General features: G+C 58.7%; 16 protein-coding genes. 7 read left to right on the top strand and 9 right to left on the bottom strand.

Going from position 1 to position 15,734, the window contains the following annotated elements; genetic code table 11:
• From E0L15_RS10755 to E0L15_RS10745, 3 genes are all read left to right on the top strand, one after another.
• Positions 1 to 258 (top strand): pseudouridine synthase (locus E0L15_RS10755; protein WP_243155474.1); only part of this gene is annotated, 258 nt, incomplete at its 5' end.
• Positions 255 to 833 carry a rhomboid family intramembrane serine protease gene (locus tag E0L15_RS10750; protein WP_087234123.1) on the top strand — a complete coding sequence of 193 codons (579 nt, stop codon included), beginning with the start codon at positions 255 to 257 and terminating at the stop codon, positions 831 to 833. The genes E0L15_RS10755 and E0L15_RS10750, both read left to right, overlap by 4 nt.
• 15 nt (positions 834 to 848) lie before the next feature.
• Entirely contained in the window at positions 849 to 3,830 is a 2,982-nt protein-coding gene (locus E0L15_RS10745) for an ABC transporter ATP-binding protein/permease (RefSeq protein WP_168125593.1), read from the top strand.
• A 66-nt stretch (positions 3,831 to 3,896) separates the two neighbouring features.
• On the opposite strand, the gene E0L15_RS10740 is transcribed toward E0L15_RS10745, so the two are convergent.
• Complete coding sequence (locus tag E0L15_RS10740) at positions 3,897 to 4,388, bottom strand: SLOG family protein (protein ID WP_168125592.1); 492 nt, start codon at positions 4,386 to 4,388, stop codon at positions 3,897 to 3,899.
• A 105-nt stretch (positions 4,389 to 4,493) separates the two neighbouring features.
• Here E0L15_RS10740 and E0L15_RS10735 point away from each other — a divergent pair, with 105 nt between their 5' ends.
• Positions 4,494 to 4,748, top strand: a complete 255-nt coding sequence (locus tag E0L15_RS10735; protein ID WP_087392350.1) for a helix-turn-helix transcriptional regulator — start codon at positions 4,494 to 4,496, stop codon at positions 4,746 to 4,748.
• 85 nt (positions 4,749 to 4,833) lie between these two features.
• Here E0L15_RS10735 and E0L15_RS10730 read toward each other — a convergent pair whose 3' ends face one another.
• The 7 genes from E0L15_RS10730 to E0L15_RS10700 form a co-directional block, all read right to left on the bottom strand.
• A complete protein-coding gene (locus E0L15_RS10730; protein WP_168125591.1) occupies positions 4,834 to 6,792 on the bottom strand; it encodes an oleate hydratase in 1,959 nt (652 codons plus the stop codon).
• 141 nt (positions 6,793 to 6,933) lie between these two features.
• Positions 6,934 to 7,503 (bottom strand): TetR-like C-terminal domain-containing protein, encoded by a 570-nt coding sequence (locus E0L15_RS10725; RefSeq protein ID WP_168125590.1) that lies wholly within the window; start codon positions 7,501 to 7,503, stop codon positions 6,934 to 6,936.
• 102 nt (positions 7,504 to 7,605) lie between these two features.
• Complete coding sequence (locus E0L15_RS10720) at positions 7,606 to 8,070, bottom strand: CD1247 N-terminal domain-containing protein (protein WP_168125589.1); 465 nt, start codon at positions 8,068 to 8,070, stop codon at positions 7,606 to 7,608.
• Positions 8,071 to 8,141: 71 nt separating this feature from the next.
• On the bottom strand, positions 8,142 to 8,705 hold the full coding sequence (efp, locus tag E0L15_RS10715; protein WP_087233097.1) for an elongation factor P: 564 nt from the start codon (positions 8,703 to 8,705) through the stop codon (positions 8,142 to 8,144).
• A 146-nt stretch (positions 8,706 to 8,851) separates the two neighbouring features.
• Positions 8,852 to 9,919: a Xaa-Pro peptidase family protein gene (locus tag E0L15_RS10710; protein WP_168125588.1), complete on the bottom strand. Its 1,068-nt coding sequence runs from the start codon at positions 9,917 to 9,919 to the stop codon at positions 8,852 to 8,854.
• Positions 9,920 to 9,936: 17 nt separating this feature from the next.
• Positions 9,937 to 10,785 (bottom strand): TIM barrel protein, encoded by an 849-nt coding sequence (locus E0L15_RS10705; RefSeq protein ID WP_168125587.1) that lies wholly within the window; start codon positions 10,783 to 10,785, stop codon positions 9,937 to 9,939.
• A complete protein-coding gene (locus E0L15_RS10700) occupies positions 10,782 to 11,285 on the bottom strand; it encodes a YqeG family HAD IIIA-type phosphatase (RefSeq protein WP_168125586.1) in 504 nt (167 codons plus the stop codon). The genes E0L15_RS10705 and E0L15_RS10700 overlap by 4 nt, the downstream gene beginning before the upstream one ends.
• A gap of 253 nt (positions 11,286 to 11,538) precedes the next feature.
• Between E0L15_RS10700 and E0L15_RS10695 the strand changes: the two genes are divergently transcribed.
• Positions 11,539 to 12,297: a hypothetical protein gene (locus tag E0L15_RS10695; RefSeq protein WP_168125585.1), complete on the top strand. Its 759-nt coding sequence runs from the start codon at positions 11,539 to 11,541 to the stop codon at positions 12,295 to 12,297.
• Positions 12,298 to 12,355: 58 nt separating this feature from the next.
• Positions 12,356 to 13,114 carry a hypothetical protein gene (locus tag E0L15_RS10690; protein WP_168125584.1) on the top strand — a complete coding sequence of 253 codons (759 nt, stop codon included), beginning with the start codon at positions 12,356 to 12,358 and terminating at the stop codon, positions 13,112 to 13,114.
• A 58-nt stretch (positions 13,115 to 13,172) separates the two neighbouring features.
• Here E0L15_RS10690 and rpsU read toward each other — a convergent pair whose 3' ends face one another.
• Positions 13,173 to 13,355 (bottom strand): 30S ribosomal protein S21, encoded by a 183-nt coding sequence (gene rpsU / locus E0L15_RS10685; protein ID WP_087233076.1) that lies wholly within the window; start codon positions 13,353 to 13,355, stop codon positions 13,173 to 13,175.
• Positions 13,356 to 13,692: 337 nt separating this feature from the next.
• Between rpsU and E0L15_RS10680 the strand changes: the two genes are divergently transcribed.
• A complete protein-coding gene (locus E0L15_RS10680; RefSeq protein WP_168125583.1) occupies positions 13,693 to 15,681 on the top strand; it encodes a transglutaminase domain-containing protein in 1,989 nt (662 codons plus the stop codon).
• The last annotated feature ends 53 nt before the right edge of the window (positions 15,682 to 15,734 follow it).

The following is a 15,734-nucleotide window of genomic DNA, read 5'->3' as shown; positions in this document are numbered from 1 at the left end:
GGCAGGAGCCTGGTGGAGCTACAACTGGACACCGGGCGCACCCACCAGATTCGGGTGCATATGGCACACCTGGGCTGTCCCCTCACCGGGGATTTTCTCTATGGTACCGAGCAGCCGGAGAAGATTGCCCGGCCCGCCCTCCACTCCCATCAGCTCAGCTTCACCCATCCCATCACAGGAGAGCACCTGGCCTTCACTCAGCCCCTGCCGGAGGACATGGCCGCCCTGCTCCCAAACACACAAGAGGTATTTTTATGAAACGACCCACCTTAAAAATTTCCTACAACGCCCCGGTCACCATCACCTTTGCCCTGCTGTCCCTGATTGCGCTGATTCTCAACGGGGTCACCGACGGCTGGACCAATGCCCATCTCTTTTCCGTCTACCACTGTTCCCTGGCTGATCCTCTGGCCTGGGTGCGGTTCTTCGGCCACGTGCTGGGCCACAGCGGCTACGCCCACTACATCGGCAATATGGTGCTCATTCTGGTGCTGGGCCCCAACCTGGAAGACCGATTTGGCAGCTGGAATGTGCTGTGCGCCATTCTAGTCACGGCGGTGATTTCCGGGCTGGTACAGTTCTTCTTCTTCCCCGGCACCGCCCTGCTGGGTGCCTCGGGCATCGTATTTATGATGATCCTCCTCTCCTCCTTCGGCGGGGTGCGCAACGGCACCATCCCCACCACCCTCATTTTGGTGGCGGTGTTCTACCTGGGGGACGAGATCTGGAACGGCATTTTTGTCCAGGACAACATCTCCCAACTGACCCACATCATCGGCGGCCTGTGCGGCACCGTATTTGGATTTGCCCTGTCCAGCGGCAAGAAGCGATAACAAAAGGAGGTTTCTATGCTCAAGCTAACCAACATCCGCAAAACCTACACCGTAGGCGACCTGTCTGTGGACGCCCTGCGGGGGGTGAGTCTGGAGTTTCGGGACAATGAATTCGTCTCCATCCTCGGCCCCTCCGGCTGCGGCAAGACCACCACGCTGAACATCATCGGCGGGCTGGACCGGTACACCAGCGGCGACCTCATCATCAATGGCCGCTCCACCCGTGAGTACACGGACAGCGATTGGGACACCTACCGCAACCACTCCGTGGGCTTTGTCTTCCAAAGCTATAACCTCATCCCTCACCAGACCATCCTGGCCAACGTGGAGTTGGCCCTCACCCTGTCCGGGGTGTCCAAGGCCGAGCGGCACCGCCGGGCCAAGGAGGCCCTGGAGCAGGTGGGACTCACCGACCACATGCACAAGCGGCCCAACCAGCTCTCCGGTGGCCAGATGCAGCGAGTGGCCATTGCCCGTGCCCTCATCAACAACCCGGACATTCTCCTGGCTGACGAGCCCACCGGCGCTCTGGACAGTGAGACCTCGGTACAGGTGATGGACCTGCTGCGGGAGGTGGCAAAGGACCGCCTGGTCATCATGGTCACCCACAACCCGGAGCTGGCCCAGGCCTACTCCACCCGCATCATCCAGCTGAAAGACGGCGAGGTCATCGCCGACTCCAACCCCTATGAGAGTCAGGAGGACGCCCCCGCCCTCACCGGCAAGGAGGCCAAGGCGGGGAAAAAGACCTCCATGTCCTTCCCCACCGCCCTGTCCCTGTCCCTCAACAACCTGATGACCAAGAAGGGGCGCACCTTCCTCACCGCCTTTGCCGGGTCCATCGGCATCATCGGCATTGCCCTCATCCTCTCCCTGTCCTCAGGCATCAACACCTATATCACCAAGGTGCAGCAGGACACCCTTACCAGCTACCCCATCACCATTGAGGCCGAGAGCGTGGACATGACTTCCATGCTCACCTCCCTGATGGGGGTCAGCGACGAGGAGGACAGCGGCGCGCCCCGGGAAGAGGATCGGGTGTACGTGTCCAATGTCATGTACGACATGATGGACTCCATGATGAACGCCGAGACCGTCACCAACAACCTGAAAGCCTTCAAGGAGTATCTGGAGGAAGGGGGCGGCGGCATCACCGACCTGGCCCAGGTGTACTATGGCTATGATTTCAAGTTTGACATCTACAACAAAGACCCCGACGGCAAAGTGGTGAAAAGCGATGTCATGTCCGCCATGGAGACCGCCATGGGCTCTCTGTACGGCGGCGACTACACCGACTACTTCAACTCCATGGGCTCCATGTACGAGAGCTTCGACGTGTGGCAGGAGCTGCTGCCCGGTGAGGACGGCCAGCTGGTCTCCTCCCAGGTGCTGGACCAACACGAGCTGCTCTACGGCCACTGGCCCGAGGAGTACAACCAAGTCATCCTCTTTGTGGACGACAACAACCAGGTCTCCGACCTGATGCTCTACGCCCTGGGCCTGGTGTCCGTGGACGAGATGAACGAGACCCTGGCCGCCCTCCAGGCCGGCGAAGAGGTGGAGGTGGAGGACCAGAGCTGGAGCTACGAGGAGCTGTGTCAGACCCAGTTCAAGCTGCTGCTGCCCTACGAGCGCTACCAGTACGACGCCAACACCAACACCTACACCGACCTGTCCGCCACCCAGACCGGGCTGGAGATGCTCTACAACAGCAATCAGACCGGAATTACGCTGCAAGTGGTGGGCGTGGCCCGCTCCGGCAGCAACGGCGGCATGATGTCCGGCTCTCTGGGCTACACCAACGCCCTGACCCAGTACGCCATTGATCACACCGCCGACTCCCAGCTGGTGAAAGATCAGCTGGCCAACCCCGACACCGACGTCATCACCAACCTGCCCTTCCGCCAGGAGGGAGACACCGAGCCCACCGACCAGGAGAAAGCCCAGGCCATTGGGGAGTACCTGCTCACCCTGGACGCCCAGTCCCAGGCGGAGGCCTACGTGGACGGCATGAGCCAGCCCAGCCAGCAGTATGTGGACGATACCGTAGACGCCCAGATGGCCAACATCACCCGGGAGGACATCGAGAAGATGATCTCCCAGGAGTACGCCGCCCAGATGGGGGTGGACGCCGCCACCCTGGACGAGTATATCGCAGGCATGAGCGACGAGGAGCTGTTTGCCCAGGTGGAGGAGGCCATGGCCGCCCAGATCAAGGAGCAGTACGCCGCAGCGGCGAAAGAGCAGCTCTCTGCCCTTCCCGCCGCCCAGCTGTCCGCCATGCTGGCCCAGGCCGTGGAGCAAGGGCCCAACGATCAGGGACTGAGCCTGGAGCAGTTTGTCTACCTCTACGACAACTATATGCCCCCCACCCACTCCGACTCCACCTACCAGGACAATCTGGATTTGATGGGCTATATCGACCTGGAGTCCCCCTCCTCCATCAGCCTCTACGCGGATACCTTTAAGGAGAAGGACAAGATTGCTGACCTCATCACCGCCTACAACCAGCAGGTGGCCGAGGAGGACCAGATCAGCTACACCGACTATGTGGCCCTGCTCATGAGCTCCATCACCGACATCATCAGCGGGGTGAGCTATCTGCTCATTGGCTTTGTGTCCATCTCTCTGGTGGTGTCCTCCATCATGATCGGCATCATCACCTATATCTCGGTGCTGGAGCGCACCAAGGAGATCGGCATTCTCCGGGCCGTGGGCGCCTCCAAAAAGGATGTGTCCCGGGTGTTCAATGCTGAGACCCTCATTGTGGGTCTGGGGGCCGGTGTGCTGGGCATTGTGGTGACGATGCTGCTGAACATCCCCATCAACGCCGCCATCCACGCCGTCACCGGGCTCACCGAGCTCTCCGCCGCTCTGCCCCCGGTGGGTGGGGCCATCCTGGTGGCCATCAGCGCCATCCTCACCATCCTGGCCGGACTCATTCCCGCCCGTCTGGCCGCCAAGAAGGACCCGGTGGAAGCGCTGAGAAGCGAGTAATTTCCCACACAACAACAATATCCCCGCAGGTGTATCAATCCACCTGCGGGGATATTCTCTTTTCTCTCACACATGTAAACCAACCATATGCAATCCTCTGGCTTTTGCATATGACACTGTGTAGGCAGTACCGCCCTCTTTGCGAGTGCAATAGTAAATACAATAGCTTGACCCTTCTACCAGGTGACGGTTTCTCAAAAGATACGCCTCTTTCCCACCTTGGTCTACCACACACACCACCTTATCATATTTCGGGAGCAATATCCGGTACTCTCGTTTTTGTTCCCGTGTCCACCACCTGGTATAGCCGTCAAATGGATACACTAAAATTACTTTGATCTGGGGAAATTCGCTCTTTCGCATTCGAAACAAGACTTTTGCCACGAGAGTATCAAAACCAATTGCGCCTCCCACACCAAAATAACAGACACCATGCTTTGTAATCAGTTTCCTGACCGCCTTCTCAATTTCCGCTGCCAACTGCTGCACTTTCTCTGCTGGCAGCTCCCTGTGTCCCGAAAAACAGCAGGTTTTACTACGTTTTTCTGTGGCTTCCATGTGAGTCTTTCCCTCTTTTTGTGAGATTTATTTATAAGTTGTAAATCTTTATTACATAATATACGAAAAAGAGTGGTATTGTCAAGGCAACTTGGAGGTGATGCCTTGAAAATCTACGACTTTGGGGGAAAGAAAAACATTTCCGGAGATCGGATTCATCAGGCCAGAACTGCCATGCGCCTCTCCCAAGCCGATTTGGCCGCTCGCATGCAGGTCAATGGCGTCACCATAGAGCGGGAAGCCATCAGCAAAATCGAGACGGGAGACCGATTCATCACAGACTACGAGTTGATGGTATTTTCCCGGGTGCTGGGTGTATCGGTGAACTGGCTGATGGGTGAAAAAGGCCCAGAGCAATAATTCACCCCTCATTTCACAACAAAAAATAGACTGGACAGCCGAAAGCAGGTTGTCCAGTCTATTTTATTATGGGGTCAATTGAGTCTTACATTCCATCTTTCAGGACACCGTGATCTCGCAAGACCTTTTCGATCACCGTCCCCTTCACCGCCTTGAGCAGCGGTTTTTTCAGCAGGTTCACGGGGCCGGGCAGCTCCACCTCCAGAGGAGACTTGCCGTCCATCAGGCGCACGGAGCTCTCCAGCAGCTCCCGCACATCGTACACGCTGCCCCACACTTCGGGCACGCCACGGTCCACACCCAGCAGGCCGTACACGGCCTCCATAGCGGTGCGCACGGAATACTCGGTGGTAAACACCGTGTCCCGGGGTGTCTCTGCAAACTGGCCCAAGAAGGCGAAGTTGACACAGCCGTCGGGGATGACGTCGGGGCGGTCCCCCTTGGCCCGGGGCATGAAAAAGGCGGTGATATAGGGCATCATGGTGGGCACGCACACGGCACTGTTGCGGGCCAGATCTTCAATCTGCTCCACCGGCACCCCCAGGTGGTACAGCCACTCCTGGGTGATCTCCTGTCCGGTACACTCCTTCATGGGCTTTTTCACGTAGTCGCCGGGCACGTCGGTGAACAGGCCGTACACCCAAACGCACACCTTCTCCGGCTCCTGCTCCCGGAACTGGCCCTGGCGGTTGATGGTCCAGCTCAGCAGCCACTTGGAGTCCTGGCAGCTGACGATACCGCCGGTGACCACATTGCCGGTCCGGGGGTCCCGCTTGCAGATGTTGGTGATATAGGGGAGAATCTTGTCATCCAAAGTGGTGATGGTGGCGGACTCCCAATTGGTCTTGGACACGTCAGAACAGAACTTTTCCGGGCGGCCAAAGGCGGGGTCCTGTCGGGCGATGTTCTTCCACAGGTTCCAGCAGCCGCTGGTGCGCACCAGGGCGTCCCCATTGGGGGCGTGGTCCTGGTCGCCGTAGATGGTGCCCTCGGTGCAGGAGCCGTTGGTGACAAACACCAGGTCCTGCTCGGTGAGCACAATGCCCTTCTCCACCCCCTTGACCTTGCACTCGATGGCGGTGGCCACCTTGCGGCCCTGCTTGATATCAAAGAGCACGTTGGTCACTTCGGTGCCGAACTGGAAGTCCACCCCGGCATCCTCCAGATACTTCTGCATGGGGAGAATGAGGGATTCGTACTGGTTGTAGCGGGTAAACTTTAAGGCGCTGAAATCGGGCAGGCCCGCAATGTGGTGGATGAAGCGCTGGAAATACAGCTTCATCTCCAGAGCGCTGTGCCAGTTTTCAAAGGCGAACATGGTACGCCAATACAGCCAGAAGGTGGACTCAAATACCTCGTCGTCAAACACATCCTCGATGGTCTTGTCGTACAAGTCCTCGTCGGGGGTCAAAAACAGCTTGACGATCTCCATGCATCCCTCCTGGCTGAGCCGGAACTGCCCATCGGTGTGGGCATCCTGGCCCCGGTTGACGGTGGCACGGCACAGAGAGTAGTTGGGGTCGTGCTTGTTGAGCCAGTAAAACTCGTCCAGCACCGAGGCACCGGGCTTCTCCAGAGAGGGAATGGAGCGGAACAGGTCCCACAGGCACTCAAAGTGGTCCTCCATCTCCCGGCCGCCCCGCATGACATAGCCACGGCTGGGGTCAAAGATGCCGTCGCAGGCGCCTCCCGCCACGTCCATGGCCTCCAGGATGTGGATGTGGTCACCCTTCATCTGGCCGTCTCGGACCAGGAAACAGGCCGCCGCCAGGCTGGCCAGACCGCTGCCCACCAGATAGGCGTGCTTCTCGTCCACGCCCTGGGGCTTTTCCGGGCGGGCAAAGGCCTCATAGTTGCCCTTGGTATAGTAAATGCCCTTGCTGTTTTTCTTCTGCTTTCCCAGCTCGGTGTTCCGGTACTCCTGCTGGGCCTGGAGCTGGCCCTGCTTGGCCGCCTGCTTCTTCTTGGTGAAAAACACCGCCGCGCCTGTGCCAGCCAGTCCGGCTGCGGCAGCGGTGAGGGCTGCAATTTGCTTTCGATCCATAGAGGATAACCACCTTTCTATCATTACCGCTTTTACGGCAGGTCTGCTTGATGGTGTTATCCTACCCCCGTACCCAAGAAAAAACCATAAACAGATGAGGGCGAATGATAAAAATTTTATCATTCGCCCTCATCTGTAAAGTTAATTATCTCCCCGGTGTAGGTCTGCAAAATTGGCGATGGAGTGGGCCACATTCCCCTGCACCGTGAGGCTAATCCGATGGGCCAAGGTGTGGTAGTCCTCCCCCATGCCCTTCTGAATCCAGTCCAGCATAATCCCCACAAAGCTATACTTGTAGAAATCTGCAATAAACCTCTTGTCCTCTTCGGAAATCGCCAGCCCCTGGCTTTTTTCATCCACCACGCCCCGAATCAGGCCATAGGTCAGCTGGAACAGGTAGCGCTCCATGCGCTCCCGGCTGATGCAGCGATAGGCGTTGAGCACAAAGGGTCGGTTCTCCAACACCGCTTCAAAGATCTGGGTCAGCCCCTCCTGCCAGGTGTCGTAGGTCTTTTTCCCCTGTAGGGCCCGGGTGGCGTCCTCCACACAGGTCCACTCCACCAGGTCGTAGATGTCTTTAAAGTGGTAGTAAAACGCCATACGGCTCATGCCGCAGTCGCTGGTCAAGTCCTGTATCGTGATTTTATCCAACGGCTTTTTCAGCATCCACCGCTTTAGGGATGCCGACAGCGTCTGTTTGGTGGCATTCATGGAACTTCCCCCTTCTGTGCATTCTCATAAAGACATACCGCCTGTGTCCGTGGGGACACAGGCGGTATGATGTCTCACATGGTAGGGCAGGTGTCCTTCCACTTACTCGTGGTCGTGATCGCAACCGCAGTCACAGCCGCAGTCGCACTCGTCGTCCTCGCCCTCAAAGTCCAGAGCGAACTTCTGGCCACACTTGGGGCAGTCGATGACGCCGGCCTCCAGCACTTCGTCGTCAATCACCAGGCTCTCCCCGCAGTTGGGGCAGTCCACCTCGAAGAAGTCCTCGTCGTCCAGATCGTCGTCGCAGCCCAAATCGTGAGCGCAGCAGCAATCGTCCTCGTCGTCCTCGCCCACAATGGCCTCCACGTCGGCCAGGTCGTCAGAAATGGCGTCGATCTCCTCACCAAACTCGTCCAGGGTAGCGTCCACGGTGTCCAGCTGATCGCCGACCTCACGCAGGACGTCCAGCACCTCGGCCAACACCTTGGCCTCGCCGCTCTCGGACTTGTCCAGGCCCATGCCGTCAAACATGCCCTGGATATACGCAACCTTCTCAGAAATGGTCATGATGATATCTCCTTCCAGAGTGCAAATTGAATGGGTTGGAATGAAGTGGGGCAATTAGCCCTTGAGCCAAATTAGCCCTTGCAACGCTCCATATACTCGCCAGTGCGGGTATCGATGCGGATGCGGTCGCCAGCGTTGATGAACAGGGGCACCTTGATCTCAGCGCCGGTCTCCAGAGTGGCGGGCTTGGTGACGTTGGTGGCGGTGTCGCCCTTGATGCCGGGCTCGGTCTCAGTGACCTCCAGGTCCACGAAGTTGGGGGGCTCCACGCCGAACACGCTGCCCTTGTAGGACATGATCTTGCAGGACATGTTCTCCTTGACGAACTTGAAGTTGTCGCCCAGGACGCTCTTGTTCACGGGGAGCATGTCGTAGGTCTCCATGTCCATGAAGTAGTACAGATCGCCATCGTTGTAGCTGTACTCCATCTCCTTGCGGTCCACGAAAGCCTGCTCGAACTTAGCAGTGGGGTTGAAAGAAGTCTCGGTGACAGCACCGGTGATGACGTTCTTCATCTTGGTACGCACGAAAGCGGCGCCCTTACCGGGCTTGACGTGCTGGAACTCGACAACCTGCATCACCTTTCCGTCCATCTCAAAGGTCACGCCGTTGCGGAAATCACCTGCGGTAATCATTGCCATTGGTCTCGTCCTCCAATATAAAAGTTTGGGAATCCAAAGTATAATTCACTGTATTATACCCTATCTCCCCTTTTTTTGCAAGGGGGTCACCCACAATTCTCACAGAGAAATGGGAAAACTCTTGGGTGGGTCTGATTTGCTTACAGAATGATCAAATCCTTGGGGGAAGCGGTGATGTCCACGCAGCCCTCGTCGGTCAGCCACAGCACATCCTCAATGCGCACGCCGAACTTGCCGGGCAGGTAGATGCCGGGCTCGGCGGACAGGGTGGCCCCAGAGGGAATGGTCTGGGTCCAGAAGGGAGAGAAGCGGGGATTCTCGTGGATTTCAATGCCCAGGGAGTGGCCGAAGCCATGTCCGAAGTATTCCCCGTATCCGGCGTCGGCAATCACCTTGGCGGCGGTGTTGTGCACCACATCGCCGGTGACGCCGCCGTGGGCGGCGGCAATGCCAGCCAGCTGGGCCTTCAAAACGGTGTCATACACCCGGCGCATCTCGTCAGTGGGCTCGCCCACGGCCACGGTACGGGTCATGTCGGAGCAGTAGCCACCCACCACACAGCCGAAGTCCATGGTGACAAACTGGCCCTTCTCGATGACCGACAGGCCGGGCACGGCGTGGGGCTTGGAGCCGTTGGCACCGCTGGCCACGATGGGGTCGAAGGAGTTGCGCTGGGCGCCCTTGCTGGCCATGATGTAGGTCAGGCGGGCGGCGATCTCGCTCTCGGTGACACCGGGCTTCACATAGTTCAAAATCTCAGTAAAGGCCTCGTCGGTGATGCGCTGGGCCTCCCGCATGACGGCCAGCTCCTCCTCGTCCTTGACCATACGCAGACGGGTCAGGAGGTCGGAAGCGGGCACCAGCTCCACCCCGGGCAGGGCCTCCTGCCACAGCTTGTACTGGGCCACATTCATGCCCTCGTCCTCAAAGCCCAGCTTTTTCACGTTGTGGGTGGCCACCAGAGACATCACCAGCTGACGGTAGCTCTGGCCGGAGCGCAGCACGTCCACGTGGGCCCCGGTGATCTCCTGGTTGGCGGCCTCAATGTACCGGGAGTCGGTGTAGTACCAGCACTCCTGGGGAGTGATGAAGGCCACGCCCTCCCCGTGGAAGCCCATGGCATAGAACTCGCCGGGCTCAGAAGTCACCAGCATGGCGTCTAGACCCAGGTTATGCAGTTCCTTTGCAATATTCTTGATATGATTCATGGAATAAACACTCCTTTTTACAGATAACTCTGATAAATGCGTTTCATGGTCAAGGCGTCCTCCGCCTGGGTGCCCGCACTCTCGCAGATAAAGGTGGGGCTCCACCCCCGCTCTGCCACGGCCTGGGCCAGGGGCTCCCAGGCGGGGCCATAGCCGCCGTCGTCGTCAAAGGTGCGGTGACACTTCTCGCCCCCGTTGGGGGTAAATTCAATGTGGGAGAAATGGCTGTGGAAGCGGCTGGCCCGGTCTGTACCCAGCTCGGACTCCATGCGGGAGAGCATCCGCTCCACCGCCTCCGCCCCCTCGTCCTTGCCCAGAGAGCGGGCGTACAGATGGCCGAAGTCCACACAGGGAATCAGGCTCTCGTGGACCTGGCACAGGCGCAGCACCTCGTCCAGGTCGCCCAATTGGTTGATCTTGCCCATGGTCTCCGGGCACAGGGTGATGTGGCCGAAGCCCTGGTCCTGGCACACCGCCACGATCTCCTTTAAAAAGGGCAAGGCGATGTTCATGGCCTCCTCCCGGGTGCGCTTCATCAGGGCCCCGGAGTGGATGACCACCCGGGTGGCCCCCATCTGATCGGCCACCAGGCAGCTGGAAGTGATATAGCCGATGGTCTTCTCCTGGGACTCCGGGTCCGGGTTTGCCAAGTTGATGAAGTAGGGGGCGTGGAGGGACAGGGCCACACCGTGCTCCTGGGCTTGCCGACCCAGCGCCACGGCGGTGTCCTCCTTCACCCGTACCCCCTTGCCGCACTGGTACTCGTAGCAGTCCAGGCCCAGCTCATTCAGCCACCGGGGAGCGTCCACCGAGGACTTGTAGGGGAAGCTCTCTGCGTTGCCCGCAGGTCCGAATGTTGCACTCACAGTCTCTCACCTCCTGCGGATAGAAGCCGGAAAGGCACCTCTACGGCGTAGCGCAGATACCGCCCCGGGTTGCCCGCCAGGCGGATGGGCTTGACCAAAATGGTGGTCACCCCCGCCCGGTTGCCCCCCAGCACATCGGTAAACACCTGGTCCCCCACGATGGCGGTCTCCTGGGGTGTCACCCCCATCTGATCCATGGCCTTGAAAAAGGATGGAGTCTTGGGCTTCCCGGCGTGGCCGATGTAGGGCACCTCCAGCCCATTGGCAAAGGTGGAGGGGCGTTGGGCGTGGCGGTTGTTGGACAGCACAAAGAGGGGGACTCCGTGGGCGGCCAGATCGTCCCGCCACGCCTTTAACTTCTCGTCGGGCAGGGGCACGCCGTAGGGCACCAGGGTGTTGTCCAGGTCAGCCAGCAGCAGCCGAATCCCTCGGCGCTGGAGGGCTTCTCCGGTCAATTGATATATGTTGTCAGCCACGTAGCTGGCGCGAAATAAGGGCATAGCTCACCTTCTATTCTGCTCAACAAGAGCATAGGATTCCAATAGGGCGTATCTGAAAAATAAGAAATCGACGAATTTTCCACAAGCAACAGACAGATACAAGGCAAAAAACGCAGGAATCCTGGATGGATTCCGAGTATTTTTAACGCAGTAGCTGGCATTGATTGCTGGAAAAGTCAAGGATTTCGACTTTTCAGATCGCCCCTCGGACATGTTATCACAAATCCACTTCACTCACAAGGGGGAACCTACCATGACCCAAGTTCTCTTGGCGGCCCATCCCTCCGCCAATCTCTCCCATCCCCAAGCCATCCCCACCCACATGGCCTACCGCATCGGGCCGGGCCCGAAACTTTTGGGAATGCGTCTGCCGCCCCAGCTGCGGGGCGGGGTGATGCTGCTGGACTGCCGGGACCACGACGGCAGCGGCGATCCCATCCCCTGCTGTCGTCAAATCCTGTGGGAGTGCCGCCACCGGGGGTACTCCGGCATTGTCTGCGACTTTGAAGGGGCCCCTGTGGGCTGTCTGGGGCGCATCGTCCATATCTTAGACCGCAACTGTCAGGCCCAGGGGTGGACCCTGGACGTGCCGCCCCAGTTTGCCCCCTTTGCCCCAGGGGGCCGGGTGCTGGTGTCCTCGGTGGTGACGGCGGGCACCCTGCGCCGACGACTGCAAGAGGCAGTGGAGCGCCACGGGGCCCCCCGCACCACCCTGGCGGTGGAGTGGGTGCGGGAGGATTTTCCTCTCCCCGCCCAGCGCCGGGGCACCCCCATCTCCCTGCAACACCTGGAGCAGCAGATGGGGCGGCTGGAACCGGCGGTGTTCTACGACCGAGGGCTGTGCGCCCACTATTACACCTACATGGCCGCCGGAGGACAGGCCCACTTTGTCCTCTATGACACCGCTCAATCCATCCACGAAAAGGTGAAGCTGGCCCAGGAGATGCACCTGGGGGCGGTGCTGCTGCCGGGCCCCGAGGTGGAGGGGTGCTTGGACCAGGTGCTGGCCTAGCGGACACCTTGCCTTTTCCCTGCCTTTTTTGTACAATGGTGGGGAGAGGTGATGTTTTATGTTTGATTTGTTTTTTCTCCAATGCAAAACTGAGATTTACAAATCCAGGTTCCTGAAACAGCCATGGTATGCCATCGTCCTGTTGATCCTGCTCATTGCAGCCAGCCTGGGCATGTTCGTCTCATCCTTTATCTTTCAAAATGCAGCGTGTACCCTCATCTGCTGCGGCATAATGTTGTTATTAACTTTATTCGTAGCTTATCTGGACCACCGCAGAAACAAGCAGGCCAATACCATCGCCGAACTCTATCAAGCCCAGACCATCGGTCCGCTGGAGGCCTTGCTGAAAAGCCATCCCTACCGTCTCTACCACACCGCCGGGCTGGATTGGCTCATCTCCTGCTGTGACCAGCAGATCCAGCCGCCGCAGAAGCCCGCTCCCACCTCGGTGCTCCCCTACATTTTTTCCATTTTCACCCTGGCCTATGGCCTGGTGCTCAAGGAGATGACCACCGACGATGTGGTCCTCACCACGATATCCCTTCTGGCCCTGCTTCTGGTTTGGGAGATCGCCAACCGCACCGTGGTGGCCGCCTGGGTGGACTGGTACCGCAATCCCAACAAGCTGGTGTACCAGCGGCTGAAAAGCGATTTGGAATACATCCGGGTCCAACGCCAAACTGCAAACAACCCCCAACACCGTCCGCCCAACCAGGGACCAAGCAAGTCCCAACCCAAGGGCCCCAACAAAGGGCAACGCAAGCCCCAATCCAAGGGAGCAAACAAAGGACAGAACAAGAACCAATCTCGTAAATAATTGGGTTCGAAATGCGAAACACCCGCCACCTGTTCCCAGGTGGCGGGTGTTTGATTCATCAATAGTACTTCTTGCGGTTCTTACGAGCGGCCTCGCTCTTCTTGCGGCGCTTGACGCTGGGGCTGTCATAGAACTCGCGCTTACGCACCTCGGCCAGCACGCCGGACTTGGCGCAGCTACGCTTGAAGCGCTTCAGAGCGTTCTCCAGAGACTCGCCCTCACGGACATGAATTTCGGACATCTATATTTCCCTCCCTCCGAGGCATCCGGCTTCATCCAGGATGCTTTAAGGGCCATTTCGTATGGCTTTAACAGTGGTATTATATGAAAAATCCAGCCCCTTGTCAACTAGATTTTTATATAAAAAATTTTTTCTCTCTTCTTCCCTCTTCTACACCTCACATTTGGTCCCTCTCTGTGCCCCTTCTCTGGATTCTCTTCCCCTCTGGGTATCTTTTGGCTTCATTTCACATTTTCCCAATTTACCCCTTGGTCCCCCTGCTTTTCTTGTGTATTGCGCACACTTCCACTTCATGGTACAATTGACACACCCTTGAGAGAAAGGAAATGAGATTGATATGAAATTGCACGGAAGACAACTTGTAGCTGGCTGTATGGCCGGTGTTCTGGCCTTGGGGCTGGGCGGCACCGGCATCAGCTTTGCCCAGAGCAGAGGAATGGACTTAGCCCACATCAAGGGCTCCAACCAGGAGCTGGTGGCCATGCTGGAGCAGACCAACCCTGAGACCTATGTGGCCCACGATGACATCATCATCACTCCACCGCAGTTTGAGGAGATCGGTGCCAAAGCTGTGGAGGTCACCCAGGACAAGTCCAGCGACTACGAAAAGGTGGTTGCCATCAAAGATTGGGTCAACAAGCACATCGCCTACGACTACGACAACAGCGTCAAAGACCAAAATGCCTACACCGCCTTTATTGAAGGGGAAGGCATCTGCCAGGCCTATTCCAACCTGACCAAGGCCATGCTCTCCTATCTGGAGATTCCCTGCATCCTGGTCAACGGCGACTCCGCCTATGGCGGCCACGCCTGGAATATGGCATATGTGGAGGATGGGTGGATTTTTGTGGACTCCACCTGGGGTGCCATCTATGACGACGTGGACACCTTCAGCAAAGACCACAAGCCCTATTTCAGTGACAGTCTGTACCAGACCGTGGGCGACTACGCCTTTACCTATCACAACGGCGTGGCAGTGTGCGACTACCTGGGCAGCGAGACCCACTGGGATATCCCCGACACCTTCTACGACGTCCCCACCACCGCCCTGGCTCCCAAGCTGTTCAATGATGAGGCCGCCGACAAAATTCAGAGCATTTCCTTCCCCGAAACCCTGAAAAACATTGACAACATCGACTACGCCTTCGATTCCTTCACCAGCCTGACCCAGATCACGGTGGACCAGGACAACCCCTACTTCACCGCTCAGGACGGGGTACTCTATGACAACGACATCAAAGAGCTCTTGGTCTACCCTGCCGCCGCCACCCGCACCCAGTTCCAGATTCCCGATACTGTGACCACCCTGGGTGAGTGTGTGTTCCGGGAAAATGCCGCCCTCAAAGACATTCTCATCCCCCCGTCGGTGACCCAGCTGGGCAAGGACCTGTTCCACAGCAAGGACGTCACCATCTACGCCCAGGCAGGCAGCGCCGCTGCCCAATATGCCACCGCCAACGGCCTGACCCTCAAGGATATGGACCAGTTCCCCCAGACTCCCACCCCGCCGGACCAGGTGGACACCACTCTGCTGGAAAAGACCGTGGCGTATGCCCTGACCCTGTCCACCGACGGCGTCACCACCTCTGCCAAGAAGGCCTTTGAGCAGGCGCTGGCCAATGCCCAGGCGGTGCTGGCCAAGGAGAACCCCACCCAGGAAGAGGTCAACGCCGCTTGGGACGCTCTGCTGGAGGGCATTTGGGGCCTGGGCATCACCCAGGGGGATAAGAGCACCCTGGAGCAGCTCATCACCAAGGCCGAGAGCATGGTGGAAGGCAAGTATGTACCCCAGTACTGGGGCATGCTGGAGACCGCCCTGGTGGAGGCCCGTGCCATGATGGACAACGGGGACGCTCTGGACGAGGACATCCAGCCCGTGGCCGACAACCTGCTGAATGCCATTCTGGCCCAGCGGCTCAAGGCCAACAAGGAGAACCTGGAGGAACTTCTGGGCAAGGCTGAGAACATCGACCTGGAGGGCTACACCGCCGAAAGCGTGGCAGAGTTCCAGGCCGCCCTGGCTGCGGTGCAAACCCTGATGGCAGACGAGACCATCAGCGTGGACGACCAAGACACCGTGGACGCCGCTGCCGCCCGCCTGGCCGCCGCCATGGACGGCCTCACCGCCCAGCAGCCCCAGGAGAGCGAGAAGCCCGAGGCCAGCCAGACCCCCGAGGCCACCGACAAGCCTCAGGCCACCCAGAAGCCGGAGCAGGTGCCCCAGACCGGGGACGCCAGCCAGCTGACCGCTATGGTGGGCGTTCTGCTCACCAGCGCCACCGCTCTGGGCGGACTGGCCATGACTCGCAAGCGCCGCAACGGGTAATCCCATTTCGCTGCACAACACCAGGCCGGGACAAGCTAACTTGTCCCGGCCTT

The sequence above is a fragment of the Pseudoflavonifractor sp. SW1122 genome (assembly GCF_012027765.1).
GTDB classification, from domain to species: Bacteria; Bacillota; Clostridia; order Oscillospirales; family Oscillospiraceae; genus Enterenecus; species Enterenecus faecium.
This window is presented reverse-complemented; position numbering and strand designations above follow the sequence as displayed.